The 18,579-nt window shown below is 62.0% G+C and carries 18 protein-coding genes; 13 read left to right on the top strand and 5 right to left on the bottom strand.

From position 1 onward, the window contains the following. The first annotated feature begins 5 nt into the window (after nt 1-5). The 9 genes from BUQ81_RS06905 (at nt 6) to thiO (ending at nt 9,858) form a co-directional block, all read left to right on the top strand. Complete coding sequence (locus tag BUQ81_RS06905; RefSeq protein WP_074201652.1) at nt 6-833, top strand: motility protein A; 828 nt, start codon at nt 6-8, stop codon at nt 831-833. Further along, a complete protein-coding gene (locus BUQ81_RS06900; protein ID WP_074201651.1) occupies nt 834-1,565 on the top strand; it encodes an OmpA/MotB family protein in 732 nt (243 codons plus the stop codon). After that, entirely contained in the window at nt 1,558-2,313 is a 756-nt protein-coding gene (locus BUQ81_RS06895; protein ID WP_074201650.1) for an OmpA/MotB family protein, read from the top strand. Before BUQ81_RS06900 ends, BUQ81_RS06895 begins: the two co-directional genes overlap by 8 nt. 301 nt (nt 2,314-2,614) lie before the next feature. After that, nucleotides 2,615-2,890, top strand: coding sequence for a 30S ribosomal protein S20 (rpsT, locus tag BUQ81_RS06890; RefSeq protein ID WP_074201649.1), 276 nt, complete (start codon nt 2,615-2,617; stop codon nt 2,888-2,890). 67 nt (nt 2,891-2,957) lie between these two features. Beyond that, complete coding sequence (murJ, locus tag BUQ81_RS06885; RefSeq protein WP_268807733.1) at nt 2,958-4,487, top strand: murein biosynthesis integral membrane protein MurJ; 1,530 nt, start codon at nt 2,958-2,960, stop codon at nt 4,485-4,487. After that, complete coding sequence (gene ribF, locus BUQ81_RS06880; RefSeq protein WP_074201647.1) at nt 4,488-5,459, top strand: bifunctional riboflavin kinase/FAD synthetase; 972 nt, start codon at nt 4,488-4,490, stop codon at nt 5,457-5,459. Further along, a complete protein-coding gene (gene ileS / locus BUQ81_RS06875) occupies nt 5,452-8,274 on the top strand; it encodes an isoleucine--tRNA ligase (RefSeq protein ID WP_074201646.1) in 2,823 nt (940 codons plus the stop codon). Before ribF ends, ileS begins: the two co-directional genes overlap by 8 nt. Beyond that, on the top strand, nt 8,267-8,755 hold the full coding sequence (gene lspA / locus BUQ81_RS06870; RefSeq protein WP_234947388.1) for a signal peptidase II: 489 nt from the start codon (nt 8,267-8,269) through the stop codon (nt 8,753-8,755). The genes ileS and lspA overlap by 8 nt, the downstream gene beginning before the upstream one ends. Next, nucleotides 8,752-9,858, top strand: coding sequence for a glycine oxidase ThiO (thiO, locus tag BUQ81_RS06865; RefSeq protein WP_200770568.1), 1,107 nt, complete (start codon nt 8,752-8,754; stop codon nt 9,856-9,858). Before lspA ends, thiO begins: the two co-directional genes overlap by 4 nt. On the opposite strand, the gene BUQ81_RS06860 is transcribed toward thiO, so the two are convergent. Then, nucleotides 9,855-10,217 (bottom strand): PilZ domain-containing protein, encoded by a 363-nt coding sequence (locus tag BUQ81_RS06860; RefSeq protein ID WP_074201644.1) that lies wholly within the window; start codon nt 10,215-10,217, stop codon nt 9,855-9,857. The genes thiO and BUQ81_RS06860 overlap by 4 nt on opposite strands. Before the next feature lie 39 nt (nt 10,218-10,256). Between BUQ81_RS06860 and BUQ81_RS06855 the strand changes: the two genes are divergently transcribed. The 4 genes from BUQ81_RS06855 (at nt 10,257) to BUQ81_RS06840 (ending at nt 14,448) form a co-directional block, all read left to right on the top strand. After that, nucleotides 10,257-10,550: a heavy-metal-associated domain-containing protein gene (locus BUQ81_RS06855; RefSeq protein WP_074201643.1), complete on the top strand. Its 294-nt coding sequence runs from the start codon at nt 10,257-10,259 to the stop codon at nt 10,548-10,550. Continuing rightward, on the top strand, nt 10,547-12,781 hold the full coding sequence (gene parC, locus BUQ81_RS06850) for a DNA topoisomerase IV subunit A (protein WP_074201642.1): 2,235 nt from the start codon (nt 10,547-10,549) through the stop codon (nt 12,779-12,781). The genes BUQ81_RS06855 and parC overlap by 4 nt, the downstream gene beginning before the upstream one ends. A gap of 90 nt (nt 12,782-12,871) precedes the next feature. Then, nucleotides 12,872-13,714 carry a motility-associated protein gene (locus BUQ81_RS06845; RefSeq protein ID WP_074201641.1) on the top strand — a complete coding sequence of 281 codons (843 nt, stop codon included), beginning with the start codon at nt 12,872-12,874 and terminating at the stop codon, nt 13,712-13,714. A 2-nt stretch (nt 13,715-13,716) separates the two neighbouring features. Further along, nucleotides 13,717-14,448 (top strand): OmpA/MotB family protein, encoded by a 732-nt coding sequence (locus BUQ81_RS06840; protein ID WP_074201640.1) that lies wholly within the window; start codon nt 13,717-13,719, stop codon nt 14,446-14,448. Between the two features lie 68 nt (nt 14,449-14,516). On the opposite strand, the gene BUQ81_RS06835 is transcribed toward BUQ81_RS06840, so the two are convergent. From BUQ81_RS06835 to hemA, 4 genes are read right to left on the bottom strand one after another with little or no spacing between them, the layout of a single operon-like run. Continuing rightward, nucleotides 14,517-15,269, bottom strand: coding sequence for a HesA/MoeB/ThiF family protein (locus BUQ81_RS06835; protein ID WP_074201639.1), 753 nt, complete (start codon nt 15,267-15,269; stop codon nt 14,517-14,519). Next, on the bottom strand, nt 15,257-16,111 hold the full coding sequence (gene prmC / locus BUQ81_RS06830) for a peptide chain release factor N(5)-glutamine methyltransferase (protein WP_074201638.1): 855 nt from the start codon (nt 16,109-16,111) through the stop codon (nt 15,257-15,259). The genes BUQ81_RS06835 and prmC overlap by 13 nt, the downstream gene beginning before the upstream one ends. Next, complete coding sequence (gene prfA, locus BUQ81_RS06825) at nt 16,108-17,196, bottom strand: peptide chain release factor 1 (protein ID WP_074201827.1); 1,089 nt, start codon at nt 17,194-17,196, stop codon at nt 16,108-16,110. The genes prmC and prfA overlap by 4 nt, the downstream gene beginning before the upstream one ends. Continuing rightward, nucleotides 17,196-18,473, bottom strand: coding sequence for a glutamyl-tRNA reductase (gene hemA / locus BUQ81_RS06820; protein ID WP_074201637.1), 1,278 nt, complete (start codon nt 18,471-18,473; stop codon nt 17,196-17,198). The genes prfA and hemA overlap by 1 nt, the downstream gene beginning before the upstream one ends. Nucleotides 18,474-18,579 lie beyond the last annotated feature (106 nt).

Below are 18,579 nucleotides of genomic sequence, written 5' to 3'. Positions count from 1 at the left end.
GAGTTATGAGTAAAACCGCGACCATTTTGGGCGCTCTGATCGGCCTGATCGTTCTCCTGCTGGGGACGTATGATTTTGAAAAGGGTCAGATCATCAGCGCCTTTTTTAATATTCAGGCGCTCCTGCTGGTGGTGGGCGGCGTGGTTGCGGCAGTGCTGGTCAATTATCCATTGGATCAGCTCAAATGCATCCCTGTCGGGTTCTGGCGTATTTTCTGGCGGGAAGTGCCGGATCAGGCGTTCGTCGTTGCAGAGCTGGTGGAACTGGCCCATGACGTTAAACGCCACGGCCTCGTTCATATCGAAAGGCTCGTGGATACCATTGATGAGCCCTTTCTGCGCTTTGCCATTTCTGAAGCCCTCGTTTATCAGGATGAAAAAAGTCTGCGCAAGGCGTTGGGTATTCGCCTCAAGCTGGAGCAGCTCAAGGCGTCGGTCTGTGAAGAAGTGTTTCTCACCATGGCTTCCTATGCACCGGCGTTTGGCATGATGGGTACGGTGATGGGATTGATCATGATGATGGCCTCACAGGGCGGTGATCAGGCCGCGGCGGCCTTCGGTGCGGCCGAGTCGCAGAACATGATCGCCTCACTGATGACAGGCATGGGGGTAGCGCTGGTTACCACCTTTTATGGCGTGCTGCTCTCCAATCTGGTGTTCATGCCTATCGCCGGCAAGCTGAAAATGCTCAATGAAGCGGAACAGCTGTATCGGGAAATGGTCGTGGAAGGCGTCGTGGCGCTGAAGCGGGGAGACAGCCCGCTGATGCTGAAGGAACGCCTGTTGGCGTTTGTGGATGATCGTCTGGCGCAGAAACTGGAGGAGGTGCGCTAAATGGCTGCACCCGAGGAGGCATCGCCTTCTTCCCGTGAGTCGGATCAGTCTGGACGTTTTCAGCGCGTCTGGCTGCTGACCTTCGTTTCCCTTTTTCTGACCCTGCTGGCCTTTTTCATTGTGCTGATTTCGCAGGTGATCCTCGAAGGGGTGCCGGAAAAGCGCGCCTATCAGCTGATGCTGCAGGATCTGACGCAAGCCGTGCAGCGTTATGCGCATGAAGAGGGTCTGGACTGGTTGCGCGTGGAAAATGCCTTTCCCAAGGGGGTGCGCCTCTATCCGGATCCGGCTCTGTTTGCTGACCAGCCCCTGTTTTATTCCGCCCGCGCCCAGCTGAACCCCCGCTTTATCCCCTATCTGCGCGAGATCGCGCGTTTTTTGCACAGCCTGGATGTGCCAGCGTTTGATCGCGTTCACACCGCTTTGTTGCGGCCCGTTCATCGAAAAGGGCTGCGGGTGCAGCTGACCCTAAGGGTGGAAGGGCATACCGATGCCACGCCACCCGCCCCTAATGCGCCTTACCCCGATAATGTGACCTTGAGCGTGTTTCGAGCTCATGCGGTGATGAAGCGCTTGCAGGCCCTGTCAGCGATCCCGCCCCGTTATTGGGCCATTGCCGGCTATGGCGCCTGGCACCCCCTGTTTCCGGACCCGATGGATCCGCGCAATCGTCGCGTGGAGCTGTATCTACAGCCGCAGCTTATCAAGGCAGAAGGTGAAACGGATGGCTGAGGGCGTCAGGGCGCGGGCACAGATGGGCTGGCTGCTATCCTTTGGCGATACGGTTACGCTGCTGATCACTTTTTTCATCATGATGCTGGCCCTTAATTACGGTGCCATCTCGCGGGTGCAGAAGTGGGTGGATGACACGCTGGCCGAGACCCATGCCTTTCTGCAGGCGGAGGTCCGGTCGCGAGGGCTTACCTACTTTCGCATCTTGCGTGATCCTCGGGGGGTGTTGATTCGCATCAACAATTCCGATGCCTTTGAGAGTGGTTCTGCCGTCCCCAGTGCCAGTCTGCGCGAGCAGTTGAGCGAACTGGGCTATGTGCTGCGGCTGATGCCGCTGTTGAGTGTGCAGGAGACTGCCGCAGGGCGGCGGATTGTGTTGCGCGCTCGGGAGTACGGGCAGGTGTGGCAGGTAAATATTGAAGTGGAAGGGCATACCGACGCAGACCCCATCGCGCCCACGTCGCCGCTGCGCGACAACTGGATTCTGTCGGCGCTGCGCGCCGAGCGTGTCGCCGATCGATTGCAGAAAACCTCCCTGCTGCCGCGGCCGCTGTTTTCCATTGTGGGGTATGGTGATACCCGGCCGCTGGCGCCCAATGATACCCCTGCGCACAAGGCGCTCAACCGCCGCATCGACATCGTCATCAGCGCCCAGTTCGTCAGCGAAGCGCAGGCGGCAAAAAATCGCGTCGTGAAAAAGTCGGGGACCCCCTCTGCAGAGGCTGAAACCCCTGTTAGCAACAAATAGAACTGTCCGGTTTTGTAGCACATAAACTGTCCGCTTTGGGTTCACTGATGATCAGACCTGGCAGCGGACGTTGGCCGACGCCTGATCAATAGGTTCGAGGGGGTTCGAAGGGCAGTCCTTCTGGGGTGTAACTGGCCAGTCTTCTGGGTTGGCCGCCGCCATGGTGGTAATGCCCTGGGCTGCAACCCCTTGACATGGAAGTAGAATGCATGAATAATTCCCGGTTCCTCTCAGACTAAACGAACTGTACGGCGACGTTGGCCATTACGTTTAGCAACCGAATTGAACTGGAGAACCACAAGTGGCAAACATCAAATCTGCAAAGAAGCGCGCACGTCAGAACCCCAAGCGTCGTTTGCGCAACCGCATGCACAAGGGTGCGGCACGCACACTGGTGAAGAAAGTCCGCGCCTTCATCGAAGCGGGTGACTACGAAAACGGCATGGCGGCATTCCGTCAGGCCCAGTCCAAGCTGGACAGTGTCGCACGCAAGGGCATTATCCAGAAGAACACTGCAGCGCGCCTGAAGCGTCGTCTGAATGCCGGCCTGAAAAAGCTGGCGCAGTCTGCTGCGTAAGCCGCACTTGATTGCCTACAATAAAGCCGGTCTCTGACCGGCTTTTTTATTTCTGCAGACTGCCCCGGTGCTCAAGAACCTGTTTACCGTCAGCAGCATGACCCTGGTCTCGCGCATCCTCGGTTTTGTGCGCGATATGGTCATTGCCCGCTACTTCGGCGCCAGTGCCGGGGCGGACGCCTTTTTCGTCGCCTTCAAGATTCCCAACTTCTTCCGTCGCCTGTTCGCCGAGGGGGCCTTTTCGCAGGCGTTCGTGCCGGTGTTGTCGGAGGCGAAGGAAAAGGCGGGGATGGAGCGGGTGCGCCATCTGGTGGATGCCATCAGCTTCCGCCTGCTCATGGCGCTGCTGCTGGTGATAGGCATCGGGATGGTGTTCAGCGATGCGGTCATCTGGCTGTTTGCGCCCGGCTTTCACGCAGAGCCGTTCAAGTTTCAGCTCACCGCCGAGATGCTGCGCATTACCTTTCCTTACCTGCTGTTCATTTCCCTGGTCGCCCTGTCATCGGCAATCCTCAACACCTACAACCACTTTGCCGTGCCGGCGTTTACCCCGGTGTTGCTCAATCTCACCCTGATTGCAGCGGCCATTGGCCTGTCGCCCCATTTTGACATTCCCGTGCTGGCGCTGGCGTGGGGCGTCCTGTTGGCCGGCATCCTGCAGCTGGCGCTGCATCTGCCGTTTCTGTGGCGGCTCGGTCTGCTGCCGCGCCCGCGCCCCATCGACGATCCGGGCGTCAATGAGGTCAAGCGGCTGATGCTGCCGGCGCTGTTCGGCGTCTCCGTGGCGCAGATCAATCTGCTCATCGACACCGTGCTGGCCTCGTTTCTGGTCACTGGTTCGGTCTCATGGCTCTATTACGCCGATCGTCTGATGGAGTTTCCGTTGGGCGTGTTCGGCATCGCCCTGGCCACGGTGGCGCTGCCGGGGCTGAGCCGCGCAGCAGCACGCACCGACTGGCACGCCTACCGGGCACAGATCGACACCGCGCTGCGGCTGATCTGGCTGGTGGGCGTGCCCGCGTCTCTCGGTCTGATGCTGCTGGCCGCGCCGCTGCTGGCCACGCTGTTTCAGTATGGCGCCTTTACGCCCGAGGATGTCATGCAGTCCAGCCGGGCGCTGATGGCCTACGCACTGGGTCTGGTGGGCTTTATGCTAGTGAAGGTGCTGGCGCCGGCCTTCTATGCCCTCAAGGACATGAAAACGCCGGTGCGCATCGCCGTGATTGCACTGGTGGTAAATACGGTATTGAATTTGGTGTTCATCTTTCCGCTCGCCCATGTCGGCCTGGCGCTGGCCACCTCGCTGGCGGCCTTTGTCAATGCCGGCTTACTCTATCACCACCTGCGGGGGACGCACTTCGAGCGCCATGAAGGGTGGCGTGCGCTATTGTGGCGCGGCGTCCTGGCCATGGGCGGCATGGTGGCGTGGCTGCTGCTTTGGACGCCATCCACGACGGACTGGCTGAGTGCGGATGCCTGGCATCGCATCGGCTGGCTGGCGGCGCTGGTCGTCAGTGCCGTGGCGCTGTATGGCGCGCTGTTGTGGCTGTTGGGTGTACGCCTGCACCATGTGCGTCTCTATCGGGGAGAGGATTGAATGCATCTGATTCGCGGCCTGCACAATCTGCAGCACTCGGCCTGCGCGCCGCTGGCGCAGGGTGCGGCGGTTACCATCGGCAACTTTGACGGCGTGCACCGCGGTCATCAGCATGTGCTGGCGGCGCTGAAGCAGGCGGCCCGGCAGCGCAATCTGCCCACCGTGGTGATGCTGTTCGAGCCGCACCCCATTGAGTTTTTTGCGCCGGACAAGGCACCGGTACGGCTGATGAACCTGCGCGAAAAGGTGGAGGCGCTGGCCGAGCAGGGGGTGGACTATGCGCTCATGGTGCGCTTTGATGCCGCCTTTGCCGGCCTGAGTGCCGAGCAGTTCGTGCAGACCATTCTGGTGGATCAACTTCACATCCGCTTTGTCTCGGTGGGGGATGACTTTCGTTTCGGGGCCGGGCGCCGGGGCGACTTTCAGCTGCTGCAGGCGCTGGGGGCGCAGGCGGGCTTCGAGGTGGCCCATCAGCCCACCTTCACGCTCAATGGCGAACGGGTCAGTTCCACACGCATCCGCGCTGCCCTGCAGAAGCCAGATCTGCGCGAAGCCGAACGCCTGCAGGGGCGGCCGTTTGGTTTTACCGGCCGGGTCATTCACGGCCACAAGCGCGGTCGGCAGCTGGGCTTCCCCACGCTCAATATCAATCCGCGCCGGCAGCGCATGCCGGTGGAGGGCGTGTTCGCCGTGCGCGTGGATATCGCCGAAACCGGCGAGCGGGATCTGCCGGGGGTGGCCAATATCGGCGTGCGTCCCACGGTGGACGGGCTGCGTCCCAGCATTGAGGTGCACGTGTTTGACTGGGCAAAAATGGTCTATGGCGCCCATGTCAGGGTAAAATTGGCCCAATTCATTCGACCCGAACAGAAGTTTTCCGATCTGGACGCGCTGCGCGCGCAGATTGCGCAGGACGCCGAGGCGGCGCGCATCCTTTTGAACCTGAATCCGACTAAAGAGCATCATGGCTGACAACGACAAGAAATATCCGCTCAACCTGCCCGATACCGATTTCCCCATGCGCGGCAATCTGCCGCAGCGCGAACCCGAACGCGTGCGCCAATGGCTGGAGAATGGCCTGTATGAAAAGGTGCGCGCCGCCAAGGCCGGCAAGCCCAAGTTTGTGCTGCACGATGGCCCGCCGTACGCCAATGGCAATATCCATATCGGCCACGCCGTCAACAAGGTGCTCAAGGACATTATCGTCAAGGCCAAGGGCCTATCCGGCTTCGATGCGCCCTATGTGCCGGGCTGGGACTGCCACGGTCTGCCCATTGAGCTGAATGTGGAAAAGAAGGTTGGCAAGGTGGGGCAGAAGGTAGATGCCCGCACCTTCCGGCAGGCGTGCCGCGACTATGCGCAGCAGCAGGTGGAAGCGCAGATGGCGGACTTTCAGCGTCTTGGCGTCATGGGCGACTGGGACAATCCCTATCTGACCAAGGATTTCAGGTTTGAAGCGGACGAGGTGCGTGCGCTGGCGAAGATTCTTGAAGCCGGTCACCTGACCCGCGGCGTCAAGCCGGTGTACTGGTCGGTGGGCGCGCAGTCGGCGTTGGCCGAGGCGGAAGTGGAGTATCAGGACAAGACCTCCAACGCCATCTATGTGCGCTTTGCTGCCGTGGACCCGGACGATCTCGTCAGCCGCATGGAACCGGTGGACGGTGCCGTGGGCAGCGGGCCGGTGTCTGTGGTGATCTGGACCACCACGCCGTGGACCCTGCCGGCCAATCTGGCGGTGGCCATCCACCCCGATCTGGACTATGTGCTGGTGCAGCTGAATGATGAGCGCGTGCTGCTGGCCGATGGCCTGCTGGAAGAGACCCTGAAAACCTGGGGTGTGGAGGACGCGCAGGTGGTGGCCACCGCCAAGGGGGCCGAACTGGAGGGCGTGCAGCTGCGCCACCCCTTCTATGAGCGCATTGTTCCCATTATTCTTGGCGACCATGTCACGCTGGATGCCGGTACCGGCTGTGTGCACACCGCGCCCGGCCACGGTCAGGAAGACTTCGAGGTGGGGCGCCGCTATGGTCTGGAGGTGCTCTGCCCGGTAGACAGCCGCGGGGTGTTCACGTCTGAAGCCCCCGGGTTCGAGGGCAAGCATGTGCACAAGGTGGATGACGAGATTATCGCACTGCTGCAGGAGAAGGGTGCGCTGGTCCATCACGGCAAGATTACCCACAGCTATCCCCACTGCTGGCGCACCAAGACGCCATTGATCTTCCGCGCCACCAGCCAGTGGTTCATCAGCATGGATGCCAATGGCCTGCGCGACAGTGCCCTCAAGGCGATTTTGCAGGTGCAATGGGTGCCGGAGTGGGGGCAGGCACGCATTGAGAAGATGATCGAAGGTCGCCCGGACTGGTGTATTTCCCGCCAGCGCCACTGGGGGGTGCCCATTACGCTGTTCATTCATCGTGAAACCGGCGAGTTGCATCCACGCATGGTCGCGCTGATGGAGCAGATTGCCCAGCGCATCGAGCAGGATTCCATCGACGCCTGGTACGATCTGGATCCGGCCGAGCTGCTGGGCGACGAGGCGGCCGACTACGAGAAGGTCACCGACATTCTTGACGTCTGGTTCGATTCCGGCGTAACCCACTTCGCCGTGTGCCAACGCCGCGACGAGCTGACCCGTCCGGCCGATCTCTATCTGGAAGGCTCTGATCAGCACCGCGGCTGGTTCCAGTCCTCGCTGCTCACCTCACTTGCCATGGACGGGCGCTCGCCCTACCGGCAGGTGCTCACCCACGGCTTTACCGTGGACGCGCAGGGTCGCAAGATGTCCAAGTCATTGGGCAATGTGGTGGCACCGCAGGAGATCATGAACAAGTACGGCGCCGACATTCTGCGCCTGTGGATCGCCGGGGCGGACTACCGCTATGAAATGAGCGTCTCCGACGAGATTATCAAGCGCACGGCGGACGCCTATCGCCGCATCCGCTTTACCGCCCGCTTCATGCTGGCGAACCTGAACGGCTTTGAGCCGTCTGAACATGTACTGCCGTTCGAGCAGCTTCTGCCGCTGGATCAATGGCTGATCGACCGCGCCAACACGCTGCAGCAGCAGATCACGGCGGCCTATGACGCCTACAACTTCCACCGCATTAGTCAGTTGGTGCACCACTTCTGCTCGGAGGACCTGGGTGCCTTCTATCTGGACATCATCAAGGATCGCCAGTACACCACCAAGCCGGATTCGCAGGCGCGCCGCTCCGCGCAGACCGCGCTGTATCACGCCTTGGAAGCGCTGGTGCGCTGGATTGCGCCGATTCTGAGCTTTACCGCCGAGGAGATTTGGGCGCACATGCCGGGTGAACGCAGCGAAACCGTATTCACTGAGGAGTGGTATGAGGGCCTGAAGGCCATGGATGCCGAGCAGCCCATGAATGCCGACTATTGGAACCGCATTCTGGCGGTGCGCAAGGCGCTCAACAGGCAGATCGAAACCCTGCGCAACGACAAGGTGCTCAAGGGTTCGCTGACCGCCGAGGTGGACTTCTACGCCGAGGGGAGTGTGCTGGCGGATCTCGAGGCGCTGGAAGACGAACTGCGCTTTGTCATGATTACTTCCGATGCCCGGGTGCATCCGGCATCCGAGCGTCCAGTTGATGCGGTGGAAACCGAGGTGGAGGGGCTGTGGTTGCTGGTGCGGCCGACGGACAAGCCCAAGTGCGTACGCTGCTGGCACCACCGCGAGGATGTGGGTACGAATCCCGAGTATCCTGATTTGTGCAGCCGCTGCGTGGACAACGTGGCCGGCGAAGGAGAGGTGCGCCGCTTTGCGTGACAGCGCACTGCGATACTACTGGCTGGGTATGGCCGTGCTGCTGCTGGATTTGGCCAGCAAGTGGGCGGCCAATGCCTGGCTGACGCTGCATGAACCGCTGCCGGTTTTGCCGCACTTCAATCTTACCCTCAACTACAACACCGGTGCTGCATTCAGCTTTCTGGCCGAAGCCGGCGGCTGGCAGCGCTGGGGCTTTACCGTGCTAGCGGTCGTGATGGTGGCAGGGCTGCTGTGGTGGCTGCGCCGCCTGCCGCCGCGACTGACCTGCGAAAGCGCCGGCCTGTGGCTGGTGATCGGTGGCGCGCTGGGCAATCTGGTGGAGCGTATCTACGACGGACGCGTGACCGACTTTTTCGACTTCTACTGGGGCGACTGGCACTATGCCACCTTCAATGTGGCCGATGTGGGCATCAGCGTGGGGGCGGTCTGCCTGATTGTGCATGAATTCTGGGGTCGCAAGCGGCAGGAGGTCAGCCAGTGAGCGCACAAAGCTGTGATGTGCTGATTATCGGTGGCGGCATCAGCGGCCTGATGAGCGCCTGGTTTCTGCAGCAGGCCGGGCGGCAGGTGACCCTGATCGAACGCCACGTATGCGGCCGCGAAGCCTCCTGGGCCGGCGGCGGCATTCTTTCACCCATGTACCCGTGGCGCTATCCCGATGCGGTCAATGTGCTGGCGCAACACAGCCAGCCGCAGTTTGAACCGCTGTCGGCCGAGCTGGCGGAACTGACCGGCATTGACCCTGAGTATTTCCCCACCGGCATGCTCATGCTCGACAGCGAGCAGTGGGAAACGGCACAGGCGTGGTGCGAACGCTGGGGCTATGTGCTGGAAGTGTTGGACGACCGCGCTCTGAGCGTGTTCGAACCGCGCCTGCACACGGCGCGCAAGCTGGCGCTGTGGATGCCGGAGATCGCCTCTATTCGCAATCCGCGGATGGTGAAGGCGCTTGCCAAGGCGGTGCAGCTGAAGGGCGTTGCACTCATGGAGCACACCCCGGCCGAAGCGATTGACCCATCTGCAGAGCGGGTACGCGTGCGTACGCCGCAGGGCTGGCTGGAAGCCGAGGATGTGGTGGTGACGGCCGGGGCCTGGAGTGCGCAGCTGGTGCCGGAGCTGCCCATCGAGCCGGTGCGTGGTCAGATTGTGGCCATCGACGCGCCGGTTGGTTTTCTGCACCACATGGTTATGGAGCAGGATCGCTATCTGATTCCACGCAAGGATGGTCTGATTCTGGTGGGCAGTACGGTGGAGCAGGCCGGCTTCGACAAGCGGACCGATGAGGCGGCGCGCGAAGCGCTGCTTTCCTTCGCCTATGCACGCTATCCGGAGCTGGCAATGTTCGAGGTGGCGCACCATTGGGCTGGCCTGCGCCCCGGAAACCCGGACAGTATTCCCTACATTGGTGCGCATCCGGCGCATGCACGCCTGTGGCTGAATACCGGCCATTTCCGCAATGGCGTGGTCACCTCCATCGCCTCGGCGCAGCTGCTGCGGGCGCTGATTCAGGTGGAAACGCCACCATTTGACCCGAGCCCCTATGCCCTCGAGCGGTCGCACGCACTGTCGGTTTCCGCCCCTTAAGTGCTGCGGCGGCGGACGCTGGCATTTTGCTTGATGGATTCCACGTAATCGATATAGCTCTCAATCGCCTGCCTGAGGTCGTCGCCCGGGTTTTCAAACATGATCCCCAGCAAGTAATGGTCCCCTTCCTCGATCAGACGGGCAACTCGGCCGATGGTCTTGATGGGGATAAAGCGCTCGCGGGTGGGCAGGTCGAAAATCAGACCCAGTCGGGTGCCTTCGCGGGCGCGCACGGGGCTTTTCACCAGTAGACCGCTGGCGGAGATATTGATGATCTTGCCGTTGGCGCGTGCATGTTCCCCCTGCAGCGTAATGGGGCGGTTGGCTGTAACACGGCGGGCGCGGGGGGCTTGGGTCATGTTTATAATGCCTTGAGTGCCTGGGGTAGGAGCCTGTCGATGGCTTATTCTATCGAAGTTGAAAACATCAAGTGCGGCGGCTGCGCCAATAGTATCCGCAAGCGATTGCTGGCGATCGACGGCGTGGCCGATGTGTCGGTCGATATTGAAGCGGGTACCGTTACGGTGGAAGCGCCTGAATCGGCACGGGAAATGATCGTTGCCATCATGGCGCAACTGGGCTATCCGCAACGGGGCAGCGTGGCCGGACTGAAGGCGGCGGGTGCGAAGGCCAAGTCGTTCGTCAGCTGCGCCGCGGGTCGAATACGGGATGAGGATAAGCAGGATTCATGAGTCAGCACAGCATTAACTACGAAGGCATTGAGCAGCGCTCGGTCGGTGAGTTCGCGGAGCGCGCCTATCTGGATTACGCCATGTACGTCATTCTGGATCGGGCGCTGCCGCATATTGGCGACGGGCTCAAGCCGGTGCAGCGCCGCATCATCTATGCCATGAGCGAACTGGGGCTGAAGGCTTCGGCCAAGCACAAGAAGTCGGCTCGCACCGTGGGGGATGTGCTGGGCAAGTTCCACCCTCATGGCGATTCGGCCTGTTATGAAGCCATGGTGCTGATGGCACAGCCGTTTTCCTTCCGCTATCCCCTCATCGACGGCCAGGGCAACTGGGGCTCCATCGACGATCCCAAGTCGTTCGCCGCCATGCGCTACACCGAGGCGCGTCTGTCCCCGTTTGCCCAGCTGCTGCTGGAAGAGGTGGGGCAGGGCACCGTGGACTGGGTGCCCAATTTCGACGGCACCCTGAAGGAACCCTCGGTGCTGCCGGCGCGTGTGCCGCATGTGCTGCTCAATGGCACTTCCGGTATTGCGGTAGGCATGGCCACCGACATTCCGCCGCACAACCTGCGCGAGGTGGTGGCGGCTGCGGTGGCGCTGCTGGAGAAACCGTCCCTGTCGGTGGCGGAGCTGATGGAACACCTGCCGGGCCCGGATTACCCCACCGGCGCGGAGATCATCACGCCGCGGGAACAGATTCAGAAGCTGTATGAGACCGGCAATGGCTCGCTGCGCCAGCGGGCGCGCTGGCACGTGGAAGACGGCGTGAACGTGGTCATCAATGCATTGCCGTTCCAGACCGCAGCCACGCGCGTGCTCGAGCAGATTGCCGAGCAGATGCGCGCCAAAAAACTGCCCATGGTGGTGGATCTGCGCGATGAATCCGACAGCGAAGCCCCGGTGCGACTGGTGATCGAGGTGCGCAGCACGCGGGTGGATATCGATGCGGTGATGGGACACCTGTTTGCTACCACGGATCTGGAACGCAGTTATCGCGTCAACCTGAATGTCATAGGATTGGATGGGCGCCCGCAGGTGAAGCCGCTCAACCGGCTGCTGAATGAGTGGCTGCAGTTTCGCCTGCAGACGGTGCGCCGTCGCCTGCAGCATCGTCTCGACAAGGTGCTGGATCGACTGCATATCCTCGACGGTCTGCTGATCGCGTTTCTCAATATTGACGAGGTCATTCGCATCATTCGTGAAGAGGATCAGCCCAAGGCGGTGCTGATGGCGACGTTCAACCTCAGCGACCGTCAGGCGGAAGCCATCCTCGAATTGAAGCTGCGGCATCTGGCGCGACTGGAAGAGATGAAGATTCGCACCGAGCAGGCAGAGCTGGAAAACGAGCGCAAGAAACTGGAGCAGATCCTCGGCAGCGAGCGGCGCATGAAAACGCTGGTGCGCAAGGAACTGGAAGCCGATGCCGAGCAGTATGGCGACGACAGGCGTTCGCCCCTGGTGGAGCACGCGCCGGCGGCGCAGGCGCTCAGCAGCGAGCAATTGCTTCCGGCGGAGCCGGTGACGGTCGTACTGTCGCAGAATGGCTGGATCCGCGCGGCCAAGGGCAGCGATGTGGATGGCCGCAAGCTTAGCTATAAGGCCGGTGACGGTTTTCTGGCGCAGGCCAGCGGCAACAGCCGCATGGTGACGCTGATATTCGACGACACCGGGCGCGTGTACAGCCTGCCGACCCACGAGCTGCCCTCTGCGCGCAGTCATGGCGAGCCGGTCACCAGTCGCATCACCCTTCCCAAGGGCGCGCGGGTGGTGCAGGTGGCGCTGGTAAAACCGGACGACCATCTGCTGCTGGCGGCCACCTCCAATCAGGGCTTTATTGCGCCGGCGGGGGACCTGATCAGCAAGGTGCGCAAGGGCAAGCCGGCGATGACGCTGGCGCAGGGCAGCACGCTGTTGCCGCCGCTGAAACTGGATCCGGCAGCCGACTGGGTCGCCGTGACGTCCAGTGAACCGCGCCTGCTGCTGTTCCCGGCCTCGGAGCTGCCGGTGCGCGCCCGCGGCAAGGGGGTGAAGCTGATGCAGGTGCCTGACGGCGTTGCGATTACCGCGGTGGGGCGCTGGCAGCCGGGCAAGCGGCTGACGCTGACAGCGGGCGATTATGCCAAGACCCTGACGGCAGGGCAGCTGGAGGCGGCTCAGGGCGCACGCGGCAAGCGAGGCATGAGTCTGCCGCGCACCCTGCGCCAGGTGGACCTTATCCTCCTGGATGACTGATTGCTTTCAATTGCCTGTCCTGTTGGTTTGCTGTGGCATAGTGCTTGCTTTTAAGCCTGTATTGATACTTGATTTTCTGACAGGACTGTAATGGGTCTCGCCGCCAAGTTTTTTGCCATTATTCTGATTTTTGCCAGCTTGCTGGGCGGTTTCGCCCTTGAGGGCGGCAGCCTCATATCCCTGTGGCACCCGTCGGAACTGCTCATCATCCTCGGTATGGCTCTGGGTGCCTTTCTGGCCTCTACGCCTGTAGCGGTGTGGCTGCGCACGCTCATGTTCCTCCGGCGTTATTTCTCTGGCGACCGCATCAGCAAGGCGCTGTACAAGGAAGTGGTGATGCTGATGTACGACCTGTCGCGCTTTGCCCGTGCCGAGGGGATGCTGGCGATGGAAAAACATCTGCTCGAGCCGGCGGCCAGCCCGATCTTTGCCCAGTATCCTTCCGTGCTGCGCTATCCCGAGCTGCGCGACTTTGTCGCCAGCAATCTGAACTATCTGCTGCTCAATCCCCCGCAGAGTGAAGATTTTGGCGGCCTGCTGGAAATGCAGATCGACAACTACATGGATGCGTTGCAGGAAGTGCCGCGCGCTACCGGCAAGGTGTCGGACTGGCTGCCGGGTTTCGGTATCGTCGCTGCCGTGCTGGGGGTGATTCTGGCCATGGGACTGCTGGGGGGCGATATGGACGTGGCCGCCATCGGGCAAGCCATTGGGGCCGCGCTGGTGGGTACGCTCACCGGGGTGTTCTTTGCCTTTGCCATCGTCGCCCCTTTCAGTCATGCAGTGGAGGTCATGATTCGCCAGGAGCGCGCCCTGTTTGAGATGGTGAAGGTGCTTCTGGAAGCATTTGAGCACGGTGTATCCCCCAATCTGATTCGCGAGACGGGCAAGCAGCTGGTGCCGCCTGAACTCGAAATCGACTGGGAGAAATAGGCATGGCTGGGCGTGGACACGACGAGGGCGGTGCACACGGCGGTAGCTGGAAGATTGCCCTTGCCGACATGATGACGGTGCTCATGGCCTTTTTTCTGGTCATGTGGCTGGCGGCCATTGTGGAACCGGCGCAGCGGGAGCAGTTGGCGGATGCATTGCAGAACCTGAATGGCGCGCAGAAAACAATTCACCCGGATGAGCGTAAAGGGCAACAGACCATCGCTACGGAAGTGGTGACACCCATTCAGGATCTGAAGCCGCCGCTGACCCAGGAAGAGATTCTGCAGGCGCTGAACGATCCGAAGAATGTGGAGATCGAGGATACGGAAGACTACACCCGCATCACCCTCAAGTCGGATCACTTCTTCGAGCCGGGGCGCGCCACGATTTCTGACAAGGTGCGTGAAGAGCTGGAGCGCCTGGCCGAGAAGCTGGCAGGGCGCCCTTATCCCATTACCATTACCGGCTATACCGACATTGTGCCCATCCGCAACATTCAGTTCCCCTCCAACTGGGAGCTGTCCGCCGCCAGGGCAGGCACCGTGGCGCGCGTGCTCATCGACATGGGCGTGGACAAGCGCCTGATTACCATTCAGGGGCGTGCGGATAACGATGCTGTCGCCCCCAACGACACCAAATATGGCCGCGCCATGAACCGCCGCGTGGTCATCACCATCGACAAGAAACACCATCTGAACCCCAAAACGGGCAAGATCGAACCCTTTTCGCCCTGAACCCCGCTTCAGGAAAGACCCGAGCGGGTGGCGCAAAAAGGCGACTTTGAAAAAGTCGGGGACCCCCCTCAGTCAGGGTGGCAGACAGGGCAGGCGGGATCCTTGGGCAGGGTGAGGGTGCGGAACTGCATGGTCAGCCCGTCCACCAGCAGCAGCTTGCCCTTCAGCGTGGGCAGCCCGGCCAGCAGCTTGATGGCTTCCAGCGCCTGCATGCTGCCCATCATGCCTACCACCGGTGACATGACGCCGCTGTGGGCACAGGTCATGCCTTCCATGCTGGCATCCTTGTACAGGCACTGATAGCAGGGGCAGTCCGGGTCGGTAAAGTCGAACACGCTCAGTTGCCCTTCCCAGCGGATGGCGGCGGCGGAAACCAGCGGCACGCGCGCCCTGGCGCAGGCGGCATTGATAGCGAAGCGGGCGTCGAAGTTGTCGGTGCAGTCCAGCACCACGTCTGCACCTGAAATCAGATTGTCCAGGGTGTCTTCATCCGGTACACCGTTGAAGGTGTCGATGCGCGTCCAGCGGTTGAGCGCCTGCAGGGTGGTTTTGGCCGATTCCACCTTGGGTTGCCCGACCGAGCTTTCGCGATGCACGATCTGCCGCTGCAGGTTGCTCTCGTCCACGGTATCGAAATCCACCAGCGTCAGCCGTCCCACACCCGCGGCGGTGAGATACACGCTCACCGGCGAGCCCAGTCCGCCGAGGCCGAAAATGACTGCATGAGCGTTGTGCAGCCTGGTCTGGCCGTCCAGACCGAATTCCATCAGCATGATCTGGCGCGAATAGCGCTTGAACTGTTCCGGGGTCAGTTGTTCCATTGGGCGAGGCTCACTCTCGGTTGTCCGGCAAGGTCGTGCAGGCAGACGATGGCGTCGAAGCCCGCCGCCCTGAACAGGGATTCTACTGCGTCCTGTTGATCATAACCATGTTCCAGCAGCAGCCAGCCGCCGGCGTTCAGGTGGGCGGGGGCTCGCTCGATAATTGCACGCAGGTCGGCGAGGCCGTGTTCACCGGCTACCAGCGCCTGCTGCGGTTCATGGCGGATATCGCCGCGCAGATGCGGATCGGCCGAGTCGATATAGGGCGGGTTGCTGGCAATCACGTCGAACCGTTCCCCGGCAAAGGGTTCGAGCCAGCTGCCGTGGCGAAAGTCGATGTCCACGCCCAGCCGCTGGGCATTTTCCCTTGCCACTGTCAGTGCGGCGCAGGAGGCATCCGATGCGGCCACCGCTACTTCCGGCGCGTGGCGCGCCAGCGCAATGGCGATGGCACCGGAGCCGGTGCCTAGATCGACAGCGCAAACAGGGGGGTCCCCGACTTTTTTCGCGGCCGATTTTTCGCGGACTTTTTCCAGCGCCTGTTCCACCAGCAATTCCGTCTCCGGGCGGGGAATCAGTACGTCCGGGGTCACTTTGAGGGTGAAATCGTAAAAATCCGCACGGCCCAGCAGGTAGGCGACCGGTTCGCCCGCCGCGCGACGGGCAGTCAGCGCGGCAAACGCAGCCTGCTGGTCGGCGGTGAGAGCGTCGATGTCGTGAGCAAACAACCAGCTGCGCGATTTGCCGAGCACATGGGCGAGCAGCAGCTGGGCATCTAGATCGGGGGTGTCGCTGTGCTGCAGTTGCGCCTGGGCGTGGCGCAGGGCGTCGGCAACGGTCATGAGGGCCGATTGAGCTCGGCCAGCTGGGCGGCCTGGTGTTCCTGACGCAGGGGTTCGATGACGGGATCCAGATCCCCTTCGAGAATGTCGTCCAGCTTGTAGAGCGTCAGGTTGATGCGGTGATCGGTGACGCGCCCTTGCGGGAAGTTGTAGGTGCGGATGCGCTCGGAACGGTCCCCGCTGCCCACCAGCGACTTGCGCGTGGCTGCCTGCTCCGCTTCGCGCTGCTGGCGCTGCATGTCGGCAAGGCGGGCGCGCAGCAGCGACCAGGCGCGGGCGCGGTTCTTGTGCTGGGAGCGTTCATCCTGGCACTCCACCACCACGCCGGTGGGCAGGTGGGTGAGGCGGATGGCGGAGTCGGTTTTGTTGACGTGCTGACCGCCGGCGCCGGAGGCACGGAAGGTGTCTTCGCGCACATCTGCCTTGCTGATTTCAATTTCCTCGTTGTCGTCCGATTCGGGCATCACCGCCACGGTGGCGGCGGAGGTGTGGATGCGCCCCTGGGTTTCGGTTTCGGGCACGCGTTGCACCCGGTGGGCGCCGGATTCGAACTTGAGGTGGGAATAGACGTCGTCGCCGCTGATGCGTGCGATGATTTCCTTGTAGCCGCCGTGTTCACCCGGCTGAGCGTTGAGGATCTCCACCTGCCAGCGTTTGCGTTCGGCGTAGCGGCTGTACATGCGGAACAGGTCGCCGGCGAAGAGGGCAGCCTCGTCACCGCCGGTGCCGGCGCGGATTTCCAGAAATACGTCGGCGGTGTCGTTGGGGTCCTTCGGCAGCAGGTGCAGGTTGAGGGCGTGTTCGGTCTCTGCCAGCTCGGCTTCCAGCTGGGGCAGCTCCTCCTTCGCCAGCGCGGCCATGTCGGGGTCGCTGTCCTGTGCCAGCGCGTGTGCTTCCTCGAGGTTCTGCTGCAGCTGCTGATAGCGCTGCCAGGTCTCCACGATGGGGGTGAGCTGTGCGTGCTCCTTGCTCAGCTGCATGAAGCGCCTGTTGTCAGCGACCACGTCGGGGTCCGAGAGCAGGGCGTTGAGTTCTTCGAGACGCTCCTGCAGCTGCTCCAGGCGGGCACGGATGGACGGTGTCATCATGCGTTGGTGTCCTTACGCGGTTTCAGCCCCAGCAGTTCCGCCGCCATGTCCAGTCGGTGGGCGTCGCCGCTTTCCCCAGCCTGACGCAGATAGACGGTGGGGTGGTGGATCAGCTTGTGGGTGAGCTGATTGGCCAGCCGTGTCAGCACGGCTTCGGGATTCTGTCCGGCCTGCAGCTGGGCCAGTGCTTCTTCAAGCTGCGCGCTTTTGACGCGCTCGGCGCGCGTGCGGAAGTCGCGGATGAGCGGCGCGGCCATGGCCTGGGTGCGCAGGCGCGCCATCACTTTTTCCGCCTGCAGACGGATCAGCTCGTGTGCCTCGGCGGCGGCGGCTTCGCGGGCCTTGCGGTTGTGCTCGATAATGGATTGCAGATCGTCCACAGTATAAAGATACAGGTCTTCCAGATCGCCGGCAGCGGGATCGATGTCGCGCGGCACGGCGATGTCCACGGCGAAGATGGGGCGATGGCGCCGCTGTTTGAGCGCCTGGGCCAGGTCGTCGCGTTCTACCAGCAGGGTGGGGCTGGCGGTAGAGCTGATGAGCAGGTCGGCATCGGGCAGATGCTGCTTCAGTTCGTCGAGAGCGATGGCAAAGCCACCCAGTTGCTGGGCCAGATCGTGTGCCTTGTCAAAGGTGCGGTTGGCCACGATGAGGTGGCCGATTCCGGCTTCCCTGAGGTGGCGTCCCACCAGCTCGCAGGTTTCTCCGGCGCCGATCAGCAGCGCGGTCTGTTCGCTCAGGTCGCCGAAAAACTGGCGCGCCAGCGACACCGCGGCAAAGGCCACCGACACCGGGTTTTCCCCGATGGCGGTTTCCGAACGCACCTTCTTGGCGGTGGCAAACACCTGCTGCATGAGCCATTCGAGCCGCTGCTGCAGCGTGCCCGCCTGTTTGGCGGTCTGATAGGCGTCCTTCAGCTGGCCGAGAATCTGCGGCTCGCCCAGCACCAGCGAGTTCAGTCCGGCGGCCACGGCCATGATGTGCTCCACGGCCTGCTGATCGGTGTGGTGATACAGATAGGGAGAGAGGGTGCCGGCATCCAGGCCAAAGTGATTGTGCAGCCAGGTTTCCACCTGCTCGAGGTGCGGTGCGTCCTCAAAGGTACAGTAAAGCTCGGTGCGGTTGCAGGTGGACAGGATCATGCACTCGCGCACATGCGGCTGCTGCGCCAGCGCCTGCAGGGCGGGAACGATCACCTCCGGCCCGAAGGCCACGCGCTCGCGGATGTCCACGGGCGCGGTGGTGTGATTAAGGCCGGTGACGGATAGCTTCATTGAGCCCTGGGGTTCCCATCTGCTTGAAAACAGACAATTATACACGTTCACTGCCACGAGGATTGCCGCCGCCCCCGCTGAATCGTGTGGACGAAATAGGGTATTA

Source organism: Sulfurivirga caldicuralii, from assembly GCF_900141795.1.
GTDB classification, from domain to species: Bacteria; Pseudomonadota; Gammaproteobacteria; order Thiomicrospirales; family Thiomicrospiraceae; genus Sulfurivirga; species Sulfurivirga caldicuralii.
The sequence above is the reverse complement of the archived record's forward strand: the minus strand, read 5'-3'. Positions and strand labels throughout refer to the sequence as shown.

Bases quoted from the DNA above. Each gene is read 5' to 3' on its own strand.
- BUQ81_RS06905 (WP_074201652.1), top strand. From the start codon at position 6: ATGAGTAAAACCGCGACCATTTTGGGCGCTCTGATCGGCCTGATCGTT.
- BUQ81_RS06900 (WP_074201651.1), top strand. From the start codon at position 834: ATGGCTGCACCCGAGGAGGCATCGCCTTCTTCCCGTGAGTCGGATCAG.
- BUQ81_RS06895 (WP_074201650.1), top strand. From the start codon at position 1,558: ATGGCTGAGGGCGTCAGGGCGCGGGCACAGATGGGCTGGCTGCTATCC.
- ribF (WP_074201647.1), top strand. From the start codon at position 4,488: ATGCATCTGATTCGCGGCCTGCACAATCTGCAGCACTCGGCCTGCGCG.
- ileS (WP_074201646.1), top strand. From the start codon at position 5,452: ATGGCTGACAACGACAAGAAATATCCGCTCAACCTGCCCGATACCGAT.
- BUQ81_RS06860 (WP_074201644.1), bottom strand. From the start codon at position 10,217: ATGACCCAAGCCCCCCGCGCCCGCCGTGTTACAGCCAACCGCCCCATT.
- BUQ81_RS06855 (WP_074201643.1), top strand. From the start codon at position 10,257: ATGGCTTATTCTATCGAAGTTGAAAACATCAAGTGCGGCGGCTGCGCC.
- parC (WP_074201642.1), top strand. From the start codon at position 10,547: ATGAGTCAGCACAGCATTAACTACGAAGGCATTGAGCAGCGCTCGGTC.
- BUQ81_RS06845 (WP_074201641.1), top strand. From the start codon at position 12,872: ATGGGTCTCGCCGCCAAGTTTTTTGCCATTATTCTGATTTTTGCCAGC.
- BUQ81_RS06840 (WP_074201640.1), top strand. From the start codon at position 13,717: ATGGCTGGGCGTGGACACGACGAGGGCGGTGCACACGGCGGTAGCTGG.
- BUQ81_RS06835 (WP_074201639.1), bottom strand. From the start codon at position 15,269: ATGGAACAACTGACCCCGGAACAGTTCAAGCGCTATTCGCGCCAGATC.
- prmC (WP_074201638.1), bottom strand. From the start codon at position 16,111: ATGACCGTTGCCGACGCCCTGCGCCACGCCCAGGCGCAACTGCAGCAC.
- prfA (WP_074201827.1), bottom strand. From the start codon at position 17,196: ATGACACCGTCCATCCGTGCCCGCCTGGAGCAGCTGCAGGAGCGTCTC.
- hemA (WP_074201637.1), bottom strand. From the start codon at position 18,473: ATGAAGCTATCCGTCACCGGCCTTAATCACACCACCGCGCCCGTGGAC.